The following is a 16735-nucleotide window of genomic DNA, read 5'->3' as shown; positions in this document are numbered from 1 at the left end:
AGGCCTGCAGCACCCGTGATGCGCGCTTCCAGAACGGCCGGTTACCGTGACGGGGTTCCTGGCGACTGAAGGGGGGGTTGGCGCCGCATGGTGAGCAGGCTGTCGGCGTCCGACGCGACGTTCTACCACCTGGAGAACTCTTCGACTCCAATGTATGTGGGGTCGCTGGCGATCCTGCGCAAACCTCGGGCCGGGCTGAGCTACGAGACGCTGTTGGCGACCGTCGAACGGCGGCTGCCGCAGATTCCGCGGTACCGCCAGAAGGTGCGCGAGGTGACGCTGGGGCTGGCCCGACCGGTCTGGGTCGACGACCGTGACTTCGATATCACCTATCACATCCGTCGCTCGGCGCTGCCGTCTCCGGGTAGCGATGCGCAGCTGCACGATCTGGTCGCGCGGCTGGGCTCCCGGCCGCTCGACAGGACGCGTCCGCTGTGGGAAATGTATCTCGTCGAGGGCCTCACGAAGAACCGCATCGCCATCTACACCAGGTCCCATCAGGCGTTGGTGAACGGGATGACGGCCCTGGAGATCGGCCATGTGATCGCCGACCGTAGTCAGAAGCCGCCGGAGTTCGGCGAGGACATCTGGATACCGGCCCGTGAACCCAGCGACAGGAAGCTCGTGCTCGGCGCCATCGGCGAGTGGATCGCCCGGCCGACCAGCCAGCTGGCGGCTGTGCGGGACGCGGTCGTCGACGTGGCCACCAACAGCGGTGAGTTGGCCGCCGTCGGGCGCCGGGTGGCCGATGTGGTCCGCACCGTGGCCCGCGGCACCGCGCCCAGCAGCCCGTTGAACACCACGGTGTCGCGCAATCGCCGGTTCACGGTGGCCGAGCACCGGCTGGAGGATTACCGGACGGTGCGAGCCCGCTACGACTGCGACATCAACGACGTGGTGCTCGCGGTGGTGGCCGGGGCGCTGCGCAACTGGTTGCTCTCCCGGGGCGAGCCGGTGACGCCCACCACCACGGTGCGGGCGATGGCGCCGATGTCGGTGTATCCCGACGCCGAACTGGATTCGACGGCACCCGGCCAGGCGATCAGCGAGGTGTCGCCGTTCCTGGTCGACCTGCCGGTGGGTGAGGGTAACCCGGTCGTGCGGCTCTCCCAGATCGCCCACGCCACCGAATCGCACTCCACCGCAGCCAGTCTGGTCGATGCGCGCACCATCGTCACACTGTCGGGGTTCGCTCCGCCGACGTTGCATGCCATGGGGATTCGGGTGGCCACCGACTTCTCGGCACGGCAGTTCAATCTGCTGATCACCAATGTGCCTGGGGCGCAGAAGCAGATGTACGTGGCGGGGACCAAGCTGCTGGAGACCTATGCGGTACCGCCGCTGTTGCAGAACCAGGTGTTGGCGATCGGTGTGACTTCCTACAACGGCATGCTGTATTTCGGGATCAACGCGGACCGCGACGCCATGAGCGATGTCGACGTGGTGCCGAGCCTGCTGCGCGAATCGTTGGAGGAGTTGCTCGACGCGGCCAGGTGAGGCCGCCGACATCCCGCACCGCGGAGCGATTGTGTACTCCTAGAATTCATGAATGGATGCAGCATCGAACGGCGGGTCGGCCGGCGGCCGGAAGCGCGACGGCAAGACGAAGCTCTCGAACAAGGTGTATGAGGCCGAGTTGTTCCGGCTGCAAACAGAGTTCGTGAGGATGCAGGAGTGGGTCCGGCATACCGGCGCCCGCATCGTGGTGGTGTTCGAGGGCCGCGACGCCGCGGGCAAAGGTGGCACCATCAAACGGATCACCGAGTATCTCAGCCCGCGGATCGCGCGCGTGGCGGCGCTGCCCGCGCCCACAGAACGCGAACGCGGCCAATGGTATTACCAACGCTACGTCGCGCACCTGCCCGCCAAGGGCGAGATCGTGCTGTTCGACCGGTCCTGGTACAACCGGGCCGGTGTCGAGCAGGTCATGGGTTTTTGCACGCCGCAAGAACATCACTTGTTCCTGCGCCAGACACCGATCTTCGAGCAGATGCTGCTCGAAGACGGGATCCTGTTGCGCAAGTACTGGTTCTCGGTGTCCGACGACGAGCAGTTGCGTCGGTTTCGGTCGCGGAAAGACGATCCGATGCGGCAGTGGAAACTCTCGCCGATGGATCTGGAATCGGTGTACCGCTGGGAGGATTACTCGCGGGCCAAGGACCAGATGATGGTTCACACCGACACGCCGCAAAGTCCTTGGTATGTCGTCGAATCCGAAGTCAAGAAGCATGCCCGGCTCAATATGATGGCGCATCTGCTGTCCACCATCGATTACCACGACGTGGAGCGGCCGCAGGTGACACTGCCCGATCGGCCCGTGCTGACCGGCGGCTACCGGCGCCCGTCGCGGGATCTGGCCCGCTACGTCGGTGATCATGTCGCGACGTTGATCGGGGACTGCGAGTAGCTCGGGGCCGGGACGGGCTAATCTCGCGGAGTGCGCGTCTATATCCCGGCGACCCTGGCCGGCCTGCAACAGCTCGTCGCCGACCGGTCCTTGCGTGTCATGAACGGGACCGCGTTCGCGGTCACCCCGACCCTGCGGGAGGCCTACGCCGCGGGTGACGACGACGAACTGGCCGAAGTTGCGCTGCGAGAGGCCGCGTTGGCCTCGCTGCGCCTGCTGGCCGGCGGGGGTGATACCGATCTGCCGCCCCGGCGCGCGGTGGTGGTCGCCGACGTGGCGACGGCCAGTCCGCGGCCCGATCTCGACGACGCGGTCGTGCGACTGGCGGGGCCGGCGGCCATCGAGGATGTCATCGCTGTCTACGTGGACAACGCCGCTGCCGAATCTGCCGTGCTGGCGGCGGTGGAGGTGGTCGATGATGCGGATCTCGGTGACGAGGACGCCGAGCTCACCGTCGGGGATGCCCAGGATTATGACCTGGCCTGGTATGCGCCGCAGGAACTGCCGTTTCTGCTCGAACTGCTCTGAATAAACCCCTGTTTTCGCCGCGCCGACGCGGCGGATCTGGTGGAGAATCAGGAGCATGATTTGTGCCGCTCACCGGATGCCAGGACTGGCTACTACACCGTAAGTTACGGTACCGTAGGTTGTCATGGCCAAGAACTCAATAAAAGTCTCGGCCAATGTGGCCGACACTGTTCGCCCCACTGTCGCGGGTGCCAAAGAGCGTCCCGGCTGGCATGCATTGCGCACCATCGCGGGCCGGATCACCACGCCGCTGCTGCCCGATGACTACCTGAAACTCGCCAACCCGCTGTGGTCGGCCCGCGAGCTGCGCGGACGGGTCGTCGAGGTGCGGCAGGAGACGGCCGACTCCGCGACGCTGGTGGTCAAGCCGGGCTGGGGATTCTCGTTCGACTACGAGCCCGGGCAGTACATCGGCATCGGCGTCCTGATGGACGGCCGCTGGCGCTGGCGCTCCTACTCGCTGACCTCGGTGCCGGACAAGCATCCGATCGCCGATCAGCGCACCATCGCCATCACCGTCAAGGCGATGCCCGAGGGCTTCTTGTCCAGCCACCTCGTCAACGGCCTGGCGCCAGGCACCGTGGTGCGGCTGGCCGCGCCGCAGGGCAACTTCGTCCTGCCCGATCCGGCGCCGGCGTCGGTACTGTTCTTGACGGCCGGTTCCGGTATCACCCCGGTCATGTCGATGCTGCGCACGCTGGTGCGTCGGGATCAGATCACCGACATCATCCATGTGCATTCGGCGCCGACCGAATCCGACGTGATGTTCGCTGCCGAGCTGGCCGAGCTGCACGAGGCTCATCCGGGCTACCGATTACAGCTGCGCACCACCCGCACCGAGGGGCGCCTGGACCTGTCCCGGCTGGCCGAGGTGGTGCCGGACTGGCAGGACCGCCAGGCATGGGCGTGTGGACCGGAGGGCATGCTCAACGACGCCGAGAAGGTGTGGGCGGCGGCGGATATCCCCGAGCATCTGCACTTGGAACGGTTCGCGGTGTCGCGGGCCGCGGTGCACGGGGTCGGTGGCACCGTGACGTTCGAGCGCAGTGGCAAGACCGTCGAAGCCGACGGTGCGACGCCGCTGATGGACGCGGGTGAACAGGTCGGTATCCAGATGCCCTTCGGGTGTCGGATGGGTATCTGCCAGTCCTGCGTCGTGGGTCTGGTCGGTGGACACGTTCGCGACCTGCGTACGGGTGTCGAATATGAGCCTGGGAACCGGATTCAGACCTGCGTTTCGGCGGCTTCCGGCGATTGTGTACTCGACGTTTAAACTTTACTGACTGGTAACCTACGCTATCGTAGGTTACGCTAGCGTAGGTACATAGAGAGGAGGCTGACGATGGCTATCACAGACGTTCCCGCGTACGCGCATCTCACCGAGGCCGATATCGAGAACCTGGGCATCGAGCTCGATGCGATCCGTCAGGACATCGAAGACTCCCGCGGGGAGCGCGACGCGCGCTATATCCGCCGCACCATCGCTGCTCAGCGCGCCCTCGAGGTGGCGGGCCGGCTGATGCTGGCGGCCAGCACGCGACGCTCGGCCTGGTGGGCGGGTACGGCGACCCTGGGCGTGGCCAAGATCATCGAGAACATGGAGATCGGCCACAACGTCATGCACGGCCAGTGGGACTGGATGAACGATCCCGAAATTCACTCCTCGACGTGGGAGTGGGACATGAGCGGGGCGTCCAAGCACTGGCGGTTCACCCACAACTTCATGCACCACAAGTACACCAACATCCTCGGCATGGACGACGATATCGGCTACGGCCTGATCCGGGTCACCCGCGATCAGCGGTGGAAGCCGTTCAACCTGCTCAACCTGTTCTACAACACCATGCTGTGCGTGTTGTTCGAATGGGGTGTGGGGTTGCAGCACCTGGAGCTCGGCAAGATCTTCAAGGGTCGCGACGACCGCAACGCCACATTGGTCAGAGTCAAGGAATTCGGTATCAAGGCCAGCCATCAGTTGGCCAAGGACTACGTCGTCTGGCCGGCGCTGACGTCACTGTCACCCGGTGCGACGTTCAAGTCCACCCTGAAAGCCAACGCGGTGGCCAATGTCATCCGCAACGTGTGGGCCAACGCCGTGATCTTCTGCGGTCATTTCCCCGATGGCGCAGAGAAGTTCACCAAGACCGACATGGTCGGGGAGAGCCGCGGCCACTGGTACCTGCGGCAGATGCTGGGCAGCGCCAACTTCGAAAACGGCCCGGCGCTGCGGTTCATGAGCGGCAATCTGTGCCACCAGATCGAGCACCACCTGTATCCCGATCTGCCGAGCAACCGGCTCTACGAGATCTCGATTCGGGTGCAGGCGCTGTGCGACAAGTACGACCTGCCCTACACCACAGGGTCGTTCCTGGTGCAGTACGGCAAGTCGTGGCGCACGATCGCCAAGCTGTCTTTGCCGAACAAGTTCCTGCGGGACACCGCCGACGACGCTCCGGAGACGCACAGCGAGCGGATGTTCGCCGAGTTGGATGCCGTGGAAGGTGGATTCATCGGCACCGATCCCGTCACCGGGCGCCGGCGCGGCCTCAAGACCGCGTTCGAGACGGTGCGCGAGTGGCGCCGTGAGCGCCGGGCGACCAAGCAGGCCGTCGGGCACGCCTCGTAGCTGACGCGTCGACACTGCGGTGAGATCGCGGTCCATCCGGACTGCTGATCTCACCGCAGTTGTTCGTTTCGGGGTGTTCGGTACGGAAGGTGAAGACTGAGCTCAGGTTTCCTTCAGCACGGCCAACAGGCGCCGCGCCGCGGCGACACGATCCGCTGCCGGACCCGACAGTTGATCGAGCGCGCACTCCGGGTCCGCGGGCGGACCCATGTGCCCGCAACCCCGTGGGCAGTCGGCGATGGCCTCGGCCAGATCGGAGAACGCCAACAGTACGTCGTCGGGCTCGATGTGGGCCAACCCGAACGAGCGGATCCCCGGAGTGTCGATCACCCAGCCCACGCCGTCGAGCGGCAGCGCAACGGACTGAGTTGACGTGTGCTTGCCCTTGCCGACGCCCGACACCTCGCCGGTCGCGCGATCGGCTTCGGGCACAAGGCGATTGACGAGCGTGGACTTGCCCACGCCGGAATGGCCCAGGAAGACCGTCACCTCACCGCCCAACAGTGGCGCAACCGCGTCGAGCGGATCATCGCGCCCGGCGTTGACGATCGTCAGATCCAGACCAGCGAATTGGGCGGCGAACTGTTCCGGTGGCGCCAGGTCCGACTTCGTCAGGCACAGAATCGGTTTGAGCCCGCCGGCATAGGCGGCGATCAGCGCCCGCTCGACGAATCCAGTGCGCGGCGGCGGGTCGGCCAGTGCCACCACGATGAGCAGCTGGTCGGCGTTGGCGACCACCACCCGCTCGGTGGGATCCGTGTCATCGGCGGTGCGGCGCAACACCGTTCGTCGCTCACCGCGCCGCACGATGCGGGCCAGGGTGTCGGGGCGGCCGGACAAATCGCCGACGACATCCACGTCGTCGCCGACCACGATCGGGGTGCGGCCAAGTTCGCGTGCCCGCATGGCGGTGACCACGTGATCGGGATCCCGGTTCAGCGCGCAGCCCCACCGGCCGCGGTCCACCGTGACGACCATTGCGGAGCGAGCGTCGGCGTGTTCGGGCCTGGTCTTGGTGCGCGGACGCGTGCCCCGACCCGGCCTGATCCGAACGTCGGATTCGTCGTAGTCCCGAAAATTGCCGCCCCGCGGGCTCAAATCGCCTATTCCCCCCGTGCGCCCGCCAGCATGGCGGCCCACATCCCTGGAAAGTCCGGCAGGGTCTTGGCCGTCGTCTCGATGTTCTCCACCTCGACGCCGGGCACCGTCAATCCGATGATCGCGCCGGCGGTGGCCATCCGGTGATCGGCGTAGGACCGCCACACCCCGCCGTGCAGCGGTCGGGCCGTGATGAGCAGGCCGTCCTCGGTCTCGGCGCAGTCACCGCCCAGGCCGTTGATCTCGGTACTCAGCGCCGCGAGCCGGTCGGTCTCATGCCCCCGCAGGTGGGCGATGCCGCCCAGCCTGGAAACCGATCCGGGCGTGGCCAAGGCGGCGAGCGCCGCCACCGTGGGCGCCAGTTCCCCGACATCGTGCAGATCGGCTTCGAAACCCGCGTAACCCGCCGAGCCGGTGACTTCCAAGCCTGAATCGGCTTGGCGCACAGTCGCATCGACCTTCGCCAACAGTGCCAGGATGGTGTCGGCGGGTTGGATGCTTGCTTGCGGCCAGCCGGCGATCCGCACCGTTCCGCCCGTCACCAGCGCGGCTGCCAGGAACGGTGTGGCGTTGGACAGATCGGGCTCGATGTTCCAGGCGTGCGGCGCCACCGGGCCGGGCTCGACGCGCCACTGGTTGGCCACGCTGTCGTCAACCCTGACGCCGGCTTCGCGCAGCATCGTCACCGTCATGGCCACGTGTGGGGCCGACGGCACCGAGGTGCCCGTGTGCACGATGGTGACGCCGTCGGTGAACGCCGCAGCCGACAGCAGCAGCCCGGAGACGAACTGCGAGGACCCGGAGGCATCGATACGGACCGTGCCCCCGGCCACCGCGCCGCGACCGCGGACCGCGAACGGCAGACCGTCGCCGTCGATGTCCACACCGAGCGCACGCATCCCGTCCAGCAGCGGGGCGATCGGCCGGGCGCGGGCCTGTTCGTCGCCGTCGAAGGTCACGGTCGCCGTGCTCAGCGCGGCCACCGGCGGGACGAACCGCAGCACCGTGCCCGCGAGCCCGCAGTCAACGCGGGCGTCGTCCGCCGGGCAGATACGTCCGCTGATGCTCAGCTCGGTGCCGTCACCCGCGCTGTCGTCTACGGTGACGCCGAGCGAGCGGACCGCGTCGATCATCAGATCGGTGTCGCGGCTGCGCAACGCGCCTCTGACGGTCGACGGCCCCTGCGCGGTGGCCAGGGCGGCCAGCACCAGGGCCCGGTTGGTCAGCGACTTCGAGCCGGGAACCGTCACCGTGGCGTCGACCGGGCTCGTCGCCGAGGGAGCAGGCCAGTGCATCTTCTGCTCGTCGCGCCGTTGCGCCTTTTGCTCCTCGCGTCCGCGTGTTCGCACAGCTACATCCTGCCTTGTCCGCAGGTTCTGCAACCATGGGCTCCATGTGTGGACGTTTCACGGTGACCATCGATCCGGCACTGCTGGCCCAGAAAATCGATGCCCTCGATGAAACCACGGTGAGCACGGCGAGCGCGACGGCCTCCGCGGAGAGGGACCTGCCCGGCGCCAACTACAACGTGGCGCCGACGACGATCATCAGCAGCGTGGTCAAGCGGCACACCGAATCTGACGACGAGTCGACCCGGCGGGTGCGCTCGATGCGTTGGGGGCTGATCCCGCCGTGGGTGAAGACAGCCGAGGACGGTGGCCCGGACAACAAGGGGCCGCTGCTGATCAACGCTCGCGCCGACAAGGTGACCAGCTCACCGGCCTTCCGCAACTCGGCCAAGAACAAGCGCTGCCTCATCCCGATGGACGGCTGGTACGAGTGGCGACCCAATCCCGTTGCCGACGGAAAGAAGGCGAGCAAGACCCCGTTCTACATGTACGGGGCCGACGGGGAATTGCTGTTCATGGCCGGGCTGTGGTCGACGTGGCGCCCCCACGGTGCACCGAAGGATGCGCCCCCGCTGCTGAGCTGCACCATCATCACCACCGACGCCGCCGGGCCGCTGGCGCAGATCCACGACCGCATGCCGCTGACCATCAGCAAACCCGATTGGGACCACTGGTTGGATCCGGATGCGCCGATCGACGAGGGGCTGTTACGGGGCCACGGCGACCTGGACCGTATCGCCATCCGTGAGGTCTCCCGGCTGGTCAACAGTGTGCGTAACAACGGCCCGGAGCTGATTGAACCGGCCAAGCCCGAAGCGCAAGAGCCGGGGCTGTTTTGACCGGGGCGATCGATCCCGGCGTGGTCGACGCGATCGGTGCCGACCTGAAGGCCGCCGGCTACACAGTCGACGGGGTGGCCGAACTACTGGGTGAGCAGGCCGACGCGGCCCTGAGCCGCGGCGTGTGGTGGCCGGCGCTGCGGGCAACCCACGCGGCACCCGCCGACCGGCAACGACTGGCCGTGCTGGTGCGGTTGTTCCTCCTCGGCTCCGACGAACCGCGCGAGCAGGTGCAGGCGGCGCTGCCATCGACACCGTTGGCTGTGCTGGCCGCCAACGGTGTGGTGCAGGTGTCGAATGCGACGGCCCGCGCCGCGCTCGACATCCGCCCACACAGTGACGGAATGCGCGAGTTCTATGTCGTCTCCGACCAGGATGCCGCGTTGCGCAGCGGACCGGTGCGTCACGACCACGTCCTCGGTATCGGCGGAGCGTCGATATCACTGGCCCGCAACGTCATTCGTACGCCGGTGGGCCGGGCACTGGATCTCGGCACCGGTTGCGGGATCCAGTCCTTGCACCTCGACGCGCACTGCGCCGAGATCGTGGCGACCGACACCAACGACCGGGCGCTGCAGCTTGCGGCGGTGACCGCGCGGCTCAACGGCATGTCGTGGGATCTGCGCAGCGGCAGCCTTTTCGAGCCGGTCGCGGGGGAGCGGTTTGACCTGATCGTCTCCAATCCGCCCTTCGTGGTGGGATCCGGCGCCCAGGACTATATCTACCGCGACTCAGGGGTGGCGGGAGATGCGCTGTGCCAGAGCATCATCGAGCAGGTTCCCGATTACCTGGCGCCGGGCGGAACTGCGCACATCATGGCCAACTGGATTGTTCGGGACGACGATTGGCGGGAACGGGTACGCGGCTGGCTGGCCGGGACCGGGCTGCACGCCTGGGTGGTGCAGCGTGAGCTGGCCGACCCGGTGAGCTATGTGTCGCTGTGGCTGGCCGATGCCGGGGAGACCCCGGAGCAGACGGCGCGACAGGGCGCTCAATGGCTGGATTGGTTTGCCGCACAGGGAATCACAGGAATCGGGATGGGTGTGATCTCGCTGCGGGTGCCCCGCGACGGCGAGCTTGCGGAGCACACTCTGGAGGAGATCACCGGCGCCGACGAGGTGGTGACGGGTTCCGAGGTGGAGGCGTTCTTCGCCCGCCGGGCCTATCTGCGCGACACCAGCGATGGCGAACTGCTCGCCGCCAGGCTCTCGACGGCGCCGGTCTTTCTGGAGGAGCAGTCCCTACCCGGTCCCGACGGCTGGCAATTGGTCGGGGCCGCAGTGCGCCGTCCGGGTGGTCCCGGCGCGGTCATCGGTGTTGACCAGGTGTTGCGGGCGCTGCTCGCCGGCTGCCGTGGTGAGGTGCCGCTCGGCGCCCTCATCGAACTGCTCGCGGCGCATCACGGTGTCGACGCGCATGCACTGGCCGAAGCCGCATTGCCGGAGGTGCGTGCCGCGATCGGGCGCGGGATTCTCTACCAGGCCGACTGAGGCCGATCGGTCCGACGCTCGACGCGGGGCATCGAGACGCGGCATGCCTACGGCTGCACGTATCCGGGCGGGTTGGGCGTGTCGACCCACAGGTCGACGCCGAGATCCGAGCCCGGCACACAGTCGTAGACCGAGAGGTCCGTCACGCCGCTGTCGAGTAGCACGTCCTCACACAGCAGGCTTTGACCGGTGTATTCGCGAGCGTCCCTGGCGAATACGGCGTAGGCCGCATCGGCGTAGACGGAGGGTTTGCGGGCCCGGGCCATCGCCTCGGCACCGCCGAGCAGGTTCCGTACCGCGGCGGTGGCCACCAGGGTGCGCGGCCACAGTGTGTTCGAGGCGATGCCGGCTTCGCGCATTTCTTCGGCGATACCCAACGCGCACAACGTCATCCCGAACTTCGCCATCATGTAGGCGGTGGGCTTGAGCCATTTCGGTTCCAGCCGGATGGGTGGCGACAGGGTCAGGATGTGCGGGTTCTCCCGGCCTTTCATGTGTGGGATGCAGGCCTGCGAGACCGCGTAGGTGCCGCGGATCTGGATGCCGTTCATCAGGTCGAAACGCTTGAGCGGCACCTCCTCGATGGACCCGAGGTTGATGGCGGACGCGTTGTTGACGCACAGGTCGATACCGCCGAACTGTTCGACGGCGGCAGCGACCGCGGCGGTTACCGAGTCGCCGTCACGCACGTCGCCCACGATGGGCAAGGCCTGCCCGCCGGCTTCCTCGATCTCTTTGGCGGCGGTGTAGATGGTGCCTTCGAGCTTGGGGTGGGGTTCGGCGGTCTTGGCGACCAGCGCGATATTGGCGCCGTCGGCCGCGGCGCGCTTGGCGATTGCCAGGCCGATGCCGCGGCTGGCGCCGGAGATGAACATGGTTTTTCCGGACAACGATGTGGGTGCCATGGGGCCACGATATTCCGCGGGCAGCGGCGGGCGGTCCGGAGTCGCACCGCCGCGATGGTGGCCAACTCGGCCGATTTCATCGATCAGGGTTGCAGCAGAACCTTGATGGCGCGGCGTTCGTCCATGGCGCGGTAGGCCTCGGCGACGTCATCGAGCGGCATCACGGTGTCGAACACCCGGCCTGGGTCGATGGTCCCGTTGAACACCAGGTCGATCAGATTGGGCAGAAACCGGCGTACCGGCGCGAGGCCTCCGTTCACGCCCACCTGGGTGCGGAACAGCTTGTTGCCGTCGATGTTGACCCCGTGCGGCACCCCGACGAACCCGACGAAGGCGCCCGGGCGGGCCGACGCGATCGCCTGGTCCATTGCATCGGCCGTCCCGACGCATTCCAGCACGGCATCGGCGCCGATGCCCTCGGTCATGTCCTTGATCTTGGCCACCCCCTCGTCGCCGCGCTCCTCGACGATGTCCGTGGCGCCGAACTCGCGAGCCAGCTGCTGGCGCGGTGCGTGCCGGCTCATGGCGATCACCCGTTCCGCACCCAGTTGCCGGGCCGCGATGACCCCGCACAACCCGACCGCACCGTCACCGACGACCGCAACGGTCATCCCGGGCGCGACCTGCGCGGCATCGGCGGCGAACCAGCCGGTGCCCATCACATCGGAGCACGCCAGCAGGCTGGGAATCAGGTCGGCCGACGGCTGTTCGGGGGTGGCGACCAGGCTGCCGTCGGCCCACGGCACCCGCACCGCCTCGGCCTGACAGCCGATCATCGGCTTGGCGTTCAAGCAGTAGGTTTGAAAACCGTTGCGACAGTTGGGACAAGTGCCGTCGGAGGAGAAGAACGAGCCGATCACGAAGTCGCCCGGTTTGACGGTGGTGACAGCGTCGCCGACCGCCTCGACGACCCCGCAGTACTCGTGGCCGAACGGCCTGGGCTTCGGGGTCTCGTTGATGCCGCGATAGTTCCACAGGTCTGACCCGCACACGCAGGAGGCGGCGTTGCGCACGATCGCGTCCGTGGGTTCGACGATGGTCGGCTCCGGCAGTTGCTCCAGACGTACGTCGCCCTGGCCGTACATGACCGCTCCGCGCATGTCGTTGTCTCCCTTACTTTGTCGGTGTCGATTACTTACCGTCGATATAACGCCATGCGCCGCTGTGGTCCCGGTCGAACCGGCTGCGCTCGTGCATGATGTGCCGTGTGCCGCTGCGCTCGTACTGGGCGCGGAATTCCACCACGCCGGTCTCGTCGTTAGTGCCGCCCGCGTCGGTGTCGACGATCTGCAACCGGCGCCACCTGATGCCGTCATCGAGGTCCAGTCGTTTCGGCCGGGTGTCGGGATGCCAGGTGGCGATCAGATAGTCGACATGCCCGAGCGTGAATGCGCTGAACCGGGATCGCATCAGGGCCAGCGCCGTGGCGGCGAATCGCTCATGACGGTGCAGCGGACCGCAACAGTGCTCGTACTCCTCACCGGATCCACACGGGCATGCCTGCTGCATCGGCCGATTATCCCAACCCGCGGTGCACTGGTGCCAGCATTGCGGCGGTCGATACGGAAAGTCAAGCGGGAACCGCAATCTCGGCGGTCACCGCATTCGTGGCGCGGATCAGGTCGGCCGGCGCCAGGGCCACATCCCAGCCGCGCTTGCCCGCACTGCACAGCACCCGGTCGAAACTCAACGCCGAAGCGTCCACGACGGTGGGCAGTGGTTTGCGCTGGCCAAGTGGTGAGATTCCGCCGAGCACGTAACCCGTCGAGCGCTGCGCGGCGGCCGGATCAGCCATCTCGGCTTTCGCCACCCTCAACGCGGCGGCCGCAGCCTTCAGGGAAAGCTTGGCCGGCACGGGGACCACCGCCACCGCCAGACCCTTCGGCAGGGCTATGACGAGGGTCTTGAACACCTGCTCGGCGACGATGCCGGAGGCGGCAAGCTCGGCGACCGCTTCCGTGCCGAACGATTCATTGCGCGGATCGTGGCGGTACTGCACCACCTCGTGATCGATGCCTGCTGCAACGAGCGCCGCTATGGCCGGGGTCCCTGCGCGTGCCACCGGGCCAGGTTAGCCCGAAAACAGCCGGCGAGCGTTCGGGGAACACAGCGGGTGCCGCCTGCTGTTGTTGCATGCAGCTTCGGTGGCCAGAGTGCCGGTTGAAGCTACCTGTCGGTAGCACGCTCTAGGATCGGAAGGGGAGTTTGGTGCCAACCGTGTGCCTTGAACGCCCTGTACACATCGGGGAGTTCGGCGGCGCCGCGACAGAAGGGACGGTGTTCTACACCATGACTGACGTCGACGAGCGGGCTTTGTCCGAGCCGCAGGAGACCGACGCCGAGCTGACCGCGCGGTTCGAGCGTGATGCCATCCCGCTGCTGGACCAGCTTTACGGCGGCGCGTTGCGAATGACGCGTAACCCCGCCGACGCCGAGGACCTGCTCCAGGAGACCATGGTCAAGGCCTATGCCGGCTTCCGGTCGTTCCGCGAGGGCACCAACCTCAAGGCCTGGCTGTACCGCATCCTGACCAACACCTACATCAACAGCTACCGCAAGAAGCAGCGGCAACCGGCGGAGTACCCGACCGACGAGATCACCGATTGGCAGCTGGCGTCGAACGCCGAGCATTCCTCGACCGGCCTGCGCTCGGCCGAGGTCGAAGCACTCGAGGCGCTGCCCGACACCGAGATCAAGGCTGCGTTGCAGGCATTGCCGGAGGAGTTCAGGATGGCGGTGTACTACGCCGACGTCGAGGGATTCCCGTACAAGGAGATCGCCGAGATTATGGATACGCCGATCGGGACTGTGATGTCGCGGCTGCACCGTGGCCGCAAGCAGCTGCGGGATCTGCTGGCCGATGTTGCCCGCGATCGTGGCTTCATCCGAGGTCAGCAGATCAGCGCGGCGGAGGGAGTGTCGTCATGAGCGACTTCGACGGGGATGAGCGCTGGACGCCCCCAATCGGGCCCATCGACCCGGAACACCCCGAATGTGCGGCGGTGATCGCCGAGGTATGGACGCTGCTGGACGGTGAATGCACGCCCGAAAGCCGTGACAAGCTCAAGCATCACCTCGAAGAATGCCCTGCCTGCCTGCGCCACTACGGCGTCGAGGAGCGCGTGAAGCGGCTGATCGCCAACAAGTGCAGTGGTGAAAGGGCCCCCGACGGCTTGCGTGAGCGGCTGCGTATCGAGATCAGCCGCACCACGATCATCCAGGGCTGAGCACGAAGGCCGGGCATGTAAGCCCGGCCTTCGGATGGCGTTGGCGCAGTTAGCGCACTGACTTCGAACCGGCGTTGGGACGCCTGCCGTGGTTCGCCTTCGAGTGCTTACGGTCGCGCTTCTTGCGGCCACGCTTGGCCATGATGTTCCTCCAGATGTTCGAGAGCTTGCTCCCCAGTGTCTCACGGCCCGGCTACAGCACTGTCCACCCGGTCTTGTGGTTCGATATAGCCCGGTAGGCAGACAGCAGCCGGAGTGAGTGGGGTGAAGTATGGCCGAGGACGTTCGCGCTGAGATCGTGGCCAGTGTGCTCGAGGTCGTGGTCCACGAGGGCGATCAGATCGGCGAGGGCGACACTCTCGTGCTGCTCGAGTCGATGAAGATGGAGATCCCCGTCCTCGCCGAGGTCGCGGGCACCGTCACGAAGGTCAATGTGGTCGAGGGCGACGTGATCCAGGCCGGTGACCTCATCGCGGTGATCGACTGAACGCTGAGCATTTTGATGCTCCTCACGTGCGCGGTGACTTTTGATGCTCCTCACGTGCGCGGTGGCTTTTGATGCTCCTCACGTGCGCGGTGGCTTTTGATGCTCCTCACGTGCGCGGAAATAGCTGATGTCCACCCTCGGTGATCTACTCGCCCAGCACACTGTTCTACCCGGAAGCGCGGTGGATCACCTGCATGCGGTGGTGGGTGAGTGGCAACTTTTGGCTGACCTGTCGTTCGCCGACTACCTGATGTGGGTGCGCCGCGACGACGGCATGCTGGTGTGCGTCGCGCAGGTGCGGCCGAATACCGCCCCGACGGGTCTGCTCGCCGACTCCGTCGGCACGCTCGCCGGTCCGGTTGATCTCCCGGTGGTCACCACTGCCTTCGAATCCGGTGCAATCGCAGCCGAAGGCGATGACGCACAACAGCACGCGCAGGACGTACCCGGGCTGAACGTCGAGGCGGTTCCGGTGCGCCACCGCGACCGGGTGGTCGCCGTGCTGACCCACCAGACCGCGTTGGCCGCCCGACGACTCGCCAGCCCCCTGGAGGGTGCGTATCTGGACTGTGCGGGCAATCTGTTGCACATGCTGGCCGAGGGCACCTTCCCCAACGTGGGCGATCTGGCCATGTCGCGATCCAGCCCACGGGTCGGGGATGGATTCATCCGGCTCAACGAGGTCGGTGACGTGATTTTCGCCAGTCCCAACGCCATCTCGGCCTATCACCGAATGGGGCTGACCTCCGAGCTGGACGGGCACAACCTCGTCGCGATCACCCGGCCCGTGATCTCCGATCCGTTCGAGGCCCAGGAACTGGCCAACCATGTTCGTGACTCGCTGGTAGGTGGTTCCAGCATGCGCATGGAGGTCGACGCGGGCGGTGCGACCGTGCTACTGCGCACCCTGCCGCTGGTGGTGCACGGTGCTGCGGTCGGTGCCGCTGTGCTGATCCGCGATGTCACCGAGGTGAAACGCCGGGACCGCGCGCTGCTGAGCAAGGACGCCACGATACGAGAGATCCACCACCGGGTGAAGAACAACCTGCAGACCGTCGCGGCGCTGCTGCGACTGCAGGCGCGACGCACCAACAACGTCGAGGCCCGCGAGGCACTGATCGAATCGGTGCGCCGGGTGTTATCGATCGCGCTCGTGCACGACGCGCTGTCGATGTCGGTCGACGAGGAGGTCAACCTCGACGAGGTGGTGGACCGGATCCTGCCGATCATGAACGACGTCGCATCCGTCGACACTCCGATCCGGATCAACCGCGTAGGGGATCTGGGCGTGCTGGATGCCGATCGCGCCACGGCCCTGACCATGGTGATCACAGAGTTGGTCCAGAACGCCATCGAGCACGCCTTCGACGTCAAGGCACCGCACGGATGCGTGACCATCCGATCGGAACGATCGGCCCGTTGGCTCGACGTGGTGGTGCACGACGACGGCCGTGGCCTGCCGGCCGGGTTCAGCTTGGAGAAGTCGGACCGGCTGGGGCTGCAGATCGTGCGGACGCTGGTTTCGGCGGAGCTCGACGGGTCGCTGGGGATGCATGATGCGGCCGACGGCGGCACCGACGTGGTGCTGCGGGTGCCGATCGGTCGCCGCGGCCGGGGCGCACAGTAAGCACACAGTAAAGAGCCCGCTCAACGGAATGGGCAGTCGCGTCAATACGAAATGTGACGGCGATAACGCAAATTGCTACCGAATTCGTCCAGAAATAGATACGGCCCCGACGAATTCGTCGGGGCCGTAGCGACCGGTTGGACACCGGCTAG

The 16735-nt window shown here is 66.5% G+C and carries 18 protein-coding genes; 11 read left to right on the top strand and 7 right to left on the bottom strand.

What is annotated here, in order from left to right; genetic code table 11:
* The first annotated feature begins 87 nt into the window (after window positions 1-87).
* From H276_RS0110845 to H276_RS0110825, 5 genes are all read left to right on the top strand, one after another.
* On the top strand, window positions 88-1497 hold the full coding sequence (locus tag H276_RS0110845) for a wax ester/triacylglycerol synthase family O-acyltransferase (RefSeq protein ID WP_019971332.1): 1410 nt from the start codon (window positions 88-90) through the stop codon (window positions 1495-1497).
* A gap of 52 nt (window positions 1498-1549) precedes the next feature.
* Window positions 1550-2407, top strand: coding sequence for a polyphosphate kinase 2 (gene ppk2, locus H276_RS0110840; RefSeq protein WP_019971331.1), 858 nt, complete (start codon window positions 1550-1552; stop codon window positions 2405-2407).
* Window positions 2408-2437: 30 nt separating this feature from the next.
* Window positions 2438-2935 (top strand): DUF6912 family protein, encoded by a 498-nt coding sequence (locus H276_RS0110835; RefSeq protein WP_019971330.1) that lies wholly within the window; start codon window positions 2438-2440, stop codon window positions 2933-2935.
* A 124-nt stretch (window positions 2936-3059) separates the two neighbouring features.
* Entirely contained in the window at window positions 3060-4208 is a 1149-nt protein-coding gene (locus tag H276_RS0110830) for a ferredoxin reductase (RefSeq protein ID WP_019971329.1), read from the top strand.
* Between the two features lie 69 nt (window positions 4209-4277).
* Window positions 4278-5561 carry a fatty acid desaturase gene (locus H276_RS0110825; RefSeq protein WP_019971328.1) on the top strand — a complete coding sequence of 428 codons (1284 nt, stop codon included), beginning with the start codon at window positions 4278-4280 and terminating at the stop codon, window positions 5559-5561.
* A 102-nt stretch (window positions 5562-5663) separates the two neighbouring features.
* Here the strand turns inward: H276_RS0110825 and rsgA are convergent, their stop codons facing one another.
* The gene (gene rsgA / locus H276_RS0110820; protein WP_026356835.1) at window positions 5664-6659 is read right to left on the bottom strand and encodes a ribosome small subunit-dependent GTPase A; all 996 of its coding nucleotides are present in this window, start codon (window positions 6657-6659) and stop codon (window positions 5664-5666) included.
* Window positions 6660-6664: 5 nt separating this feature from the next.
* On the bottom strand, window positions 6665-7954 hold the full coding sequence (gene aroA / locus H276_RS0110815) for a 3-phosphoshikimate 1-carboxyvinyltransferase (RefSeq protein WP_019971326.1): 1290 nt from the start codon (window positions 7952-7954) through the stop codon (window positions 6665-6667).
* A 98-nt stretch (window positions 7955-8052) separates the two neighbouring features.
* Between aroA and H276_RS0110810 the strand changes: the two genes are divergently transcribed.
* Both H276_RS0110810 and H276_RS0110805 read left to right on the top strand, forming a co-directional pair.
* Window positions 8053-8847, top strand: coding sequence for an SOS response-associated peptidase (locus tag H276_RS0110810; RefSeq protein WP_196807888.1), 795 nt, complete (start codon window positions 8053-8055; stop codon window positions 8845-8847).
* Complete coding sequence (locus tag H276_RS0110805; RefSeq protein ID WP_019971324.1) at window positions 8844-10337, top strand: class I SAM-dependent methyltransferase; 1494 nt, start codon at window positions 8844-8846, stop codon at window positions 10335-10337. Before H276_RS0110810 ends, H276_RS0110805 begins: the two co-directional genes overlap by 4 nt.
* 47 nt (window positions 10338-10384) lie before the next feature.
* On the opposite strand, the gene H276_RS0110800 is transcribed toward H276_RS0110805, so the two are convergent.
* The 4 genes from H276_RS0110800 to ybaK form a co-directional block, all read right to left on the bottom strand.
* On the bottom strand, window positions 10385-11242 hold the full coding sequence (locus tag H276_RS0110800) for an NAD(P)-dependent oxidoreductase (RefSeq protein ID WP_026356834.1): 858 nt from the start codon (window positions 11240-11242) through the stop codon (window positions 10385-10387).
* Window positions 11243-11325: 83 nt separating this feature from the next.
* Window positions 11326-12342, bottom strand: a complete 1017-nt coding sequence (locus tag H276_RS0110795) for a zinc-dependent alcohol dehydrogenase family protein (RefSeq protein ID WP_019971322.1) — start codon at window positions 12340-12342, stop codon at window positions 11326-11328.
* A 31-nt stretch (window positions 12343-12373) separates the two neighbouring features.
* On the bottom strand, window positions 12374-12751 hold the full coding sequence (locus H276_RS0110790) for a YchJ family protein (protein WP_019971321.1): 378 nt from the start codon (window positions 12749-12751) through the stop codon (window positions 12374-12376).
* 61 nt (window positions 12752-12812) lie between these two features.
* Window positions 12813-13304, bottom strand: a complete 492-nt coding sequence (ybaK, locus tag H276_RS0110785) for a Cys-tRNA(Pro) deacylase (RefSeq protein WP_026356833.1) — start codon at window positions 13302-13304, stop codon at window positions 12813-12815.
* A 227-nt stretch (window positions 13305-13531) separates the two neighbouring features.
* Between ybaK and H276_RS0110780 the strand changes: the two genes are divergently transcribed.
* Together H276_RS0110780 and rsrA are read left to right on the top strand one after the other, a co-directional pair.
* Window positions 13532-14170 carry a sigma-70 family RNA polymerase sigma factor gene (locus tag H276_RS0110780; protein WP_026356832.1) on the top strand — a complete coding sequence of 213 codons (639 nt, stop codon included), beginning with the start codon at window positions 13532-13534 and terminating at the stop codon, window positions 14168-14170.
* Entirely contained in the window at window positions 14167-14469 is a 303-nt protein-coding gene (gene rsrA, locus H276_RS0110775; RefSeq protein WP_019971318.1) for a mycothiol system anti-sigma-R factor, read from the top strand. Before H276_RS0110780 ends, rsrA begins: the two co-directional genes overlap by 4 nt.
* 49 nt (window positions 14470-14518) lie before the next feature.
* Here the strand turns inward: rsrA and H276_RS25660 are convergent, their stop codons facing one another.
* Entirely contained in the window at window positions 14519-14611 is a 93-nt protein-coding gene (locus H276_RS25660; protein WP_155943044.1) for a 50S ribosomal protein bL37, read from the bottom strand.
* 129 nt (window positions 14612-14740) lie between these two features.
* Between H276_RS25660 and H276_RS0110765 the strand changes: the two genes are divergently transcribed.
* Entirely contained in the window at window positions 14741-14956 is a 216-nt protein-coding gene (locus H276_RS0110765; RefSeq protein WP_019971316.1) for a biotin/lipoyl-binding carrier protein, read from the top strand.
* A 127-nt stretch (window positions 14957-15083) separates the two neighbouring features.
* A complete protein-coding gene (locus tag H276_RS0110760; RefSeq protein WP_019971315.1) occupies window positions 15084-16583 on the top strand; it encodes a sensor histidine kinase in 1500 nt (499 codons plus the stop codon).
* Window positions 16584-16735 lie beyond the last annotated feature (152 nt).

Source organism: Mycobacterium sp. 141, from assembly GCF_000382405.1.
GTDB lineage: Bacteria > Actinomycetota > Actinomycetes > Mycobacteriales > Mycobacteriaceae > Mycobacterium.
This window is presented reverse-complemented; position numbering and strand designations above follow the sequence as displayed.

Bases quoted from the DNA above. Each gene is read 5' to 3' on its own strand.
- H276_RS0110795 (WP_019971322.1), bottom strand. From the start codon at position 12,342: ATGCGCGGAGCGGTCATGTACGGCCAGGGCGACGTACGTCTGGAGCAA.
- H276_RS0110800 (WP_026356834.1), bottom strand. From the start codon at position 11,242: ATGGCACCCACATCGTTGTCCGGAAAAACCATGTTCATCTCCGGCGCC.
- rsrA (WP_019971318.1), top strand. From the start codon at position 14,167: ATGAGCGACTTCGACGGGGATGAGCGCTGGACGCCCCCAATCGGGCCC.
- H276_RS0110830 (WP_019971329.1), top strand. From the start codon at position 3,060: ATGGCCAAGAACTCAATAAAAGTCTCGGCCAATGTGGCCGACACTGTT.
- H276_RS25660 (WP_155943044.1), bottom strand. From the start codon at position 14,611: ATGGCCAAGCGTGGCCGCAAGAAGCGCGACCGTAAGCACTCGAAGGCG.
- H276_RS0110810 (WP_196807888.1), top strand. From the start codon at position 8,053: ATGTGTGGACGTTTCACGGTGACCATCGATCCGGCACTGCTGGCCCAG.
- ppk2 (WP_019971331.1), top strand. From the start codon at position 1,550: ATGGATGCAGCATCGAACGGCGGGTCGGCCGGCGGCCGGAAGCGCGAC.
- H276_RS0110825 (WP_019971328.1), top strand. From the start codon at position 4,278: ATGGCTATCACAGACGTTCCCGCGTACGCGCATCTCACCGAGGCCGAT.
- H276_RS0110780 (WP_026356832.1), top strand. From the start codon at position 13,532: ATGACTGACGTCGACGAGCGGGCTTTGTCCGAGCCGCAGGAGACCGAC.
- H276_RS0110765 (WP_019971316.1), top strand. From the start codon at position 14,741: ATGGCCGAGGACGTTCGCGCTGAGATCGTGGCCAGTGTGCTCGAGGTC.
- aroA (WP_019971326.1), bottom strand. From the start codon at position 7,954: ATGCACTGGCCTGCTCCCTCGGCGACGAGCCCGGTCGACGCCACGGTG.
- H276_RS0110790 (WP_019971321.1), bottom strand. From the start codon at position 12,751: ATGCAGCAGGCATGCCCGTGTGGATCCGGTGAGGAGTACGAGCACTGT.
- H276_RS0110760 (WP_019971315.1), top strand. From the start codon at position 15,084: ATGTCCACCCTCGGTGATCTACTCGCCCAGCACACTGTTCTACCCGGA.
- H276_RS0110845 (WP_019971332.1), top strand. From the start codon at position 88: ATGGTGAGCAGGCTGTCGGCGTCCGACGCGACGTTCTACCACCTGGAG.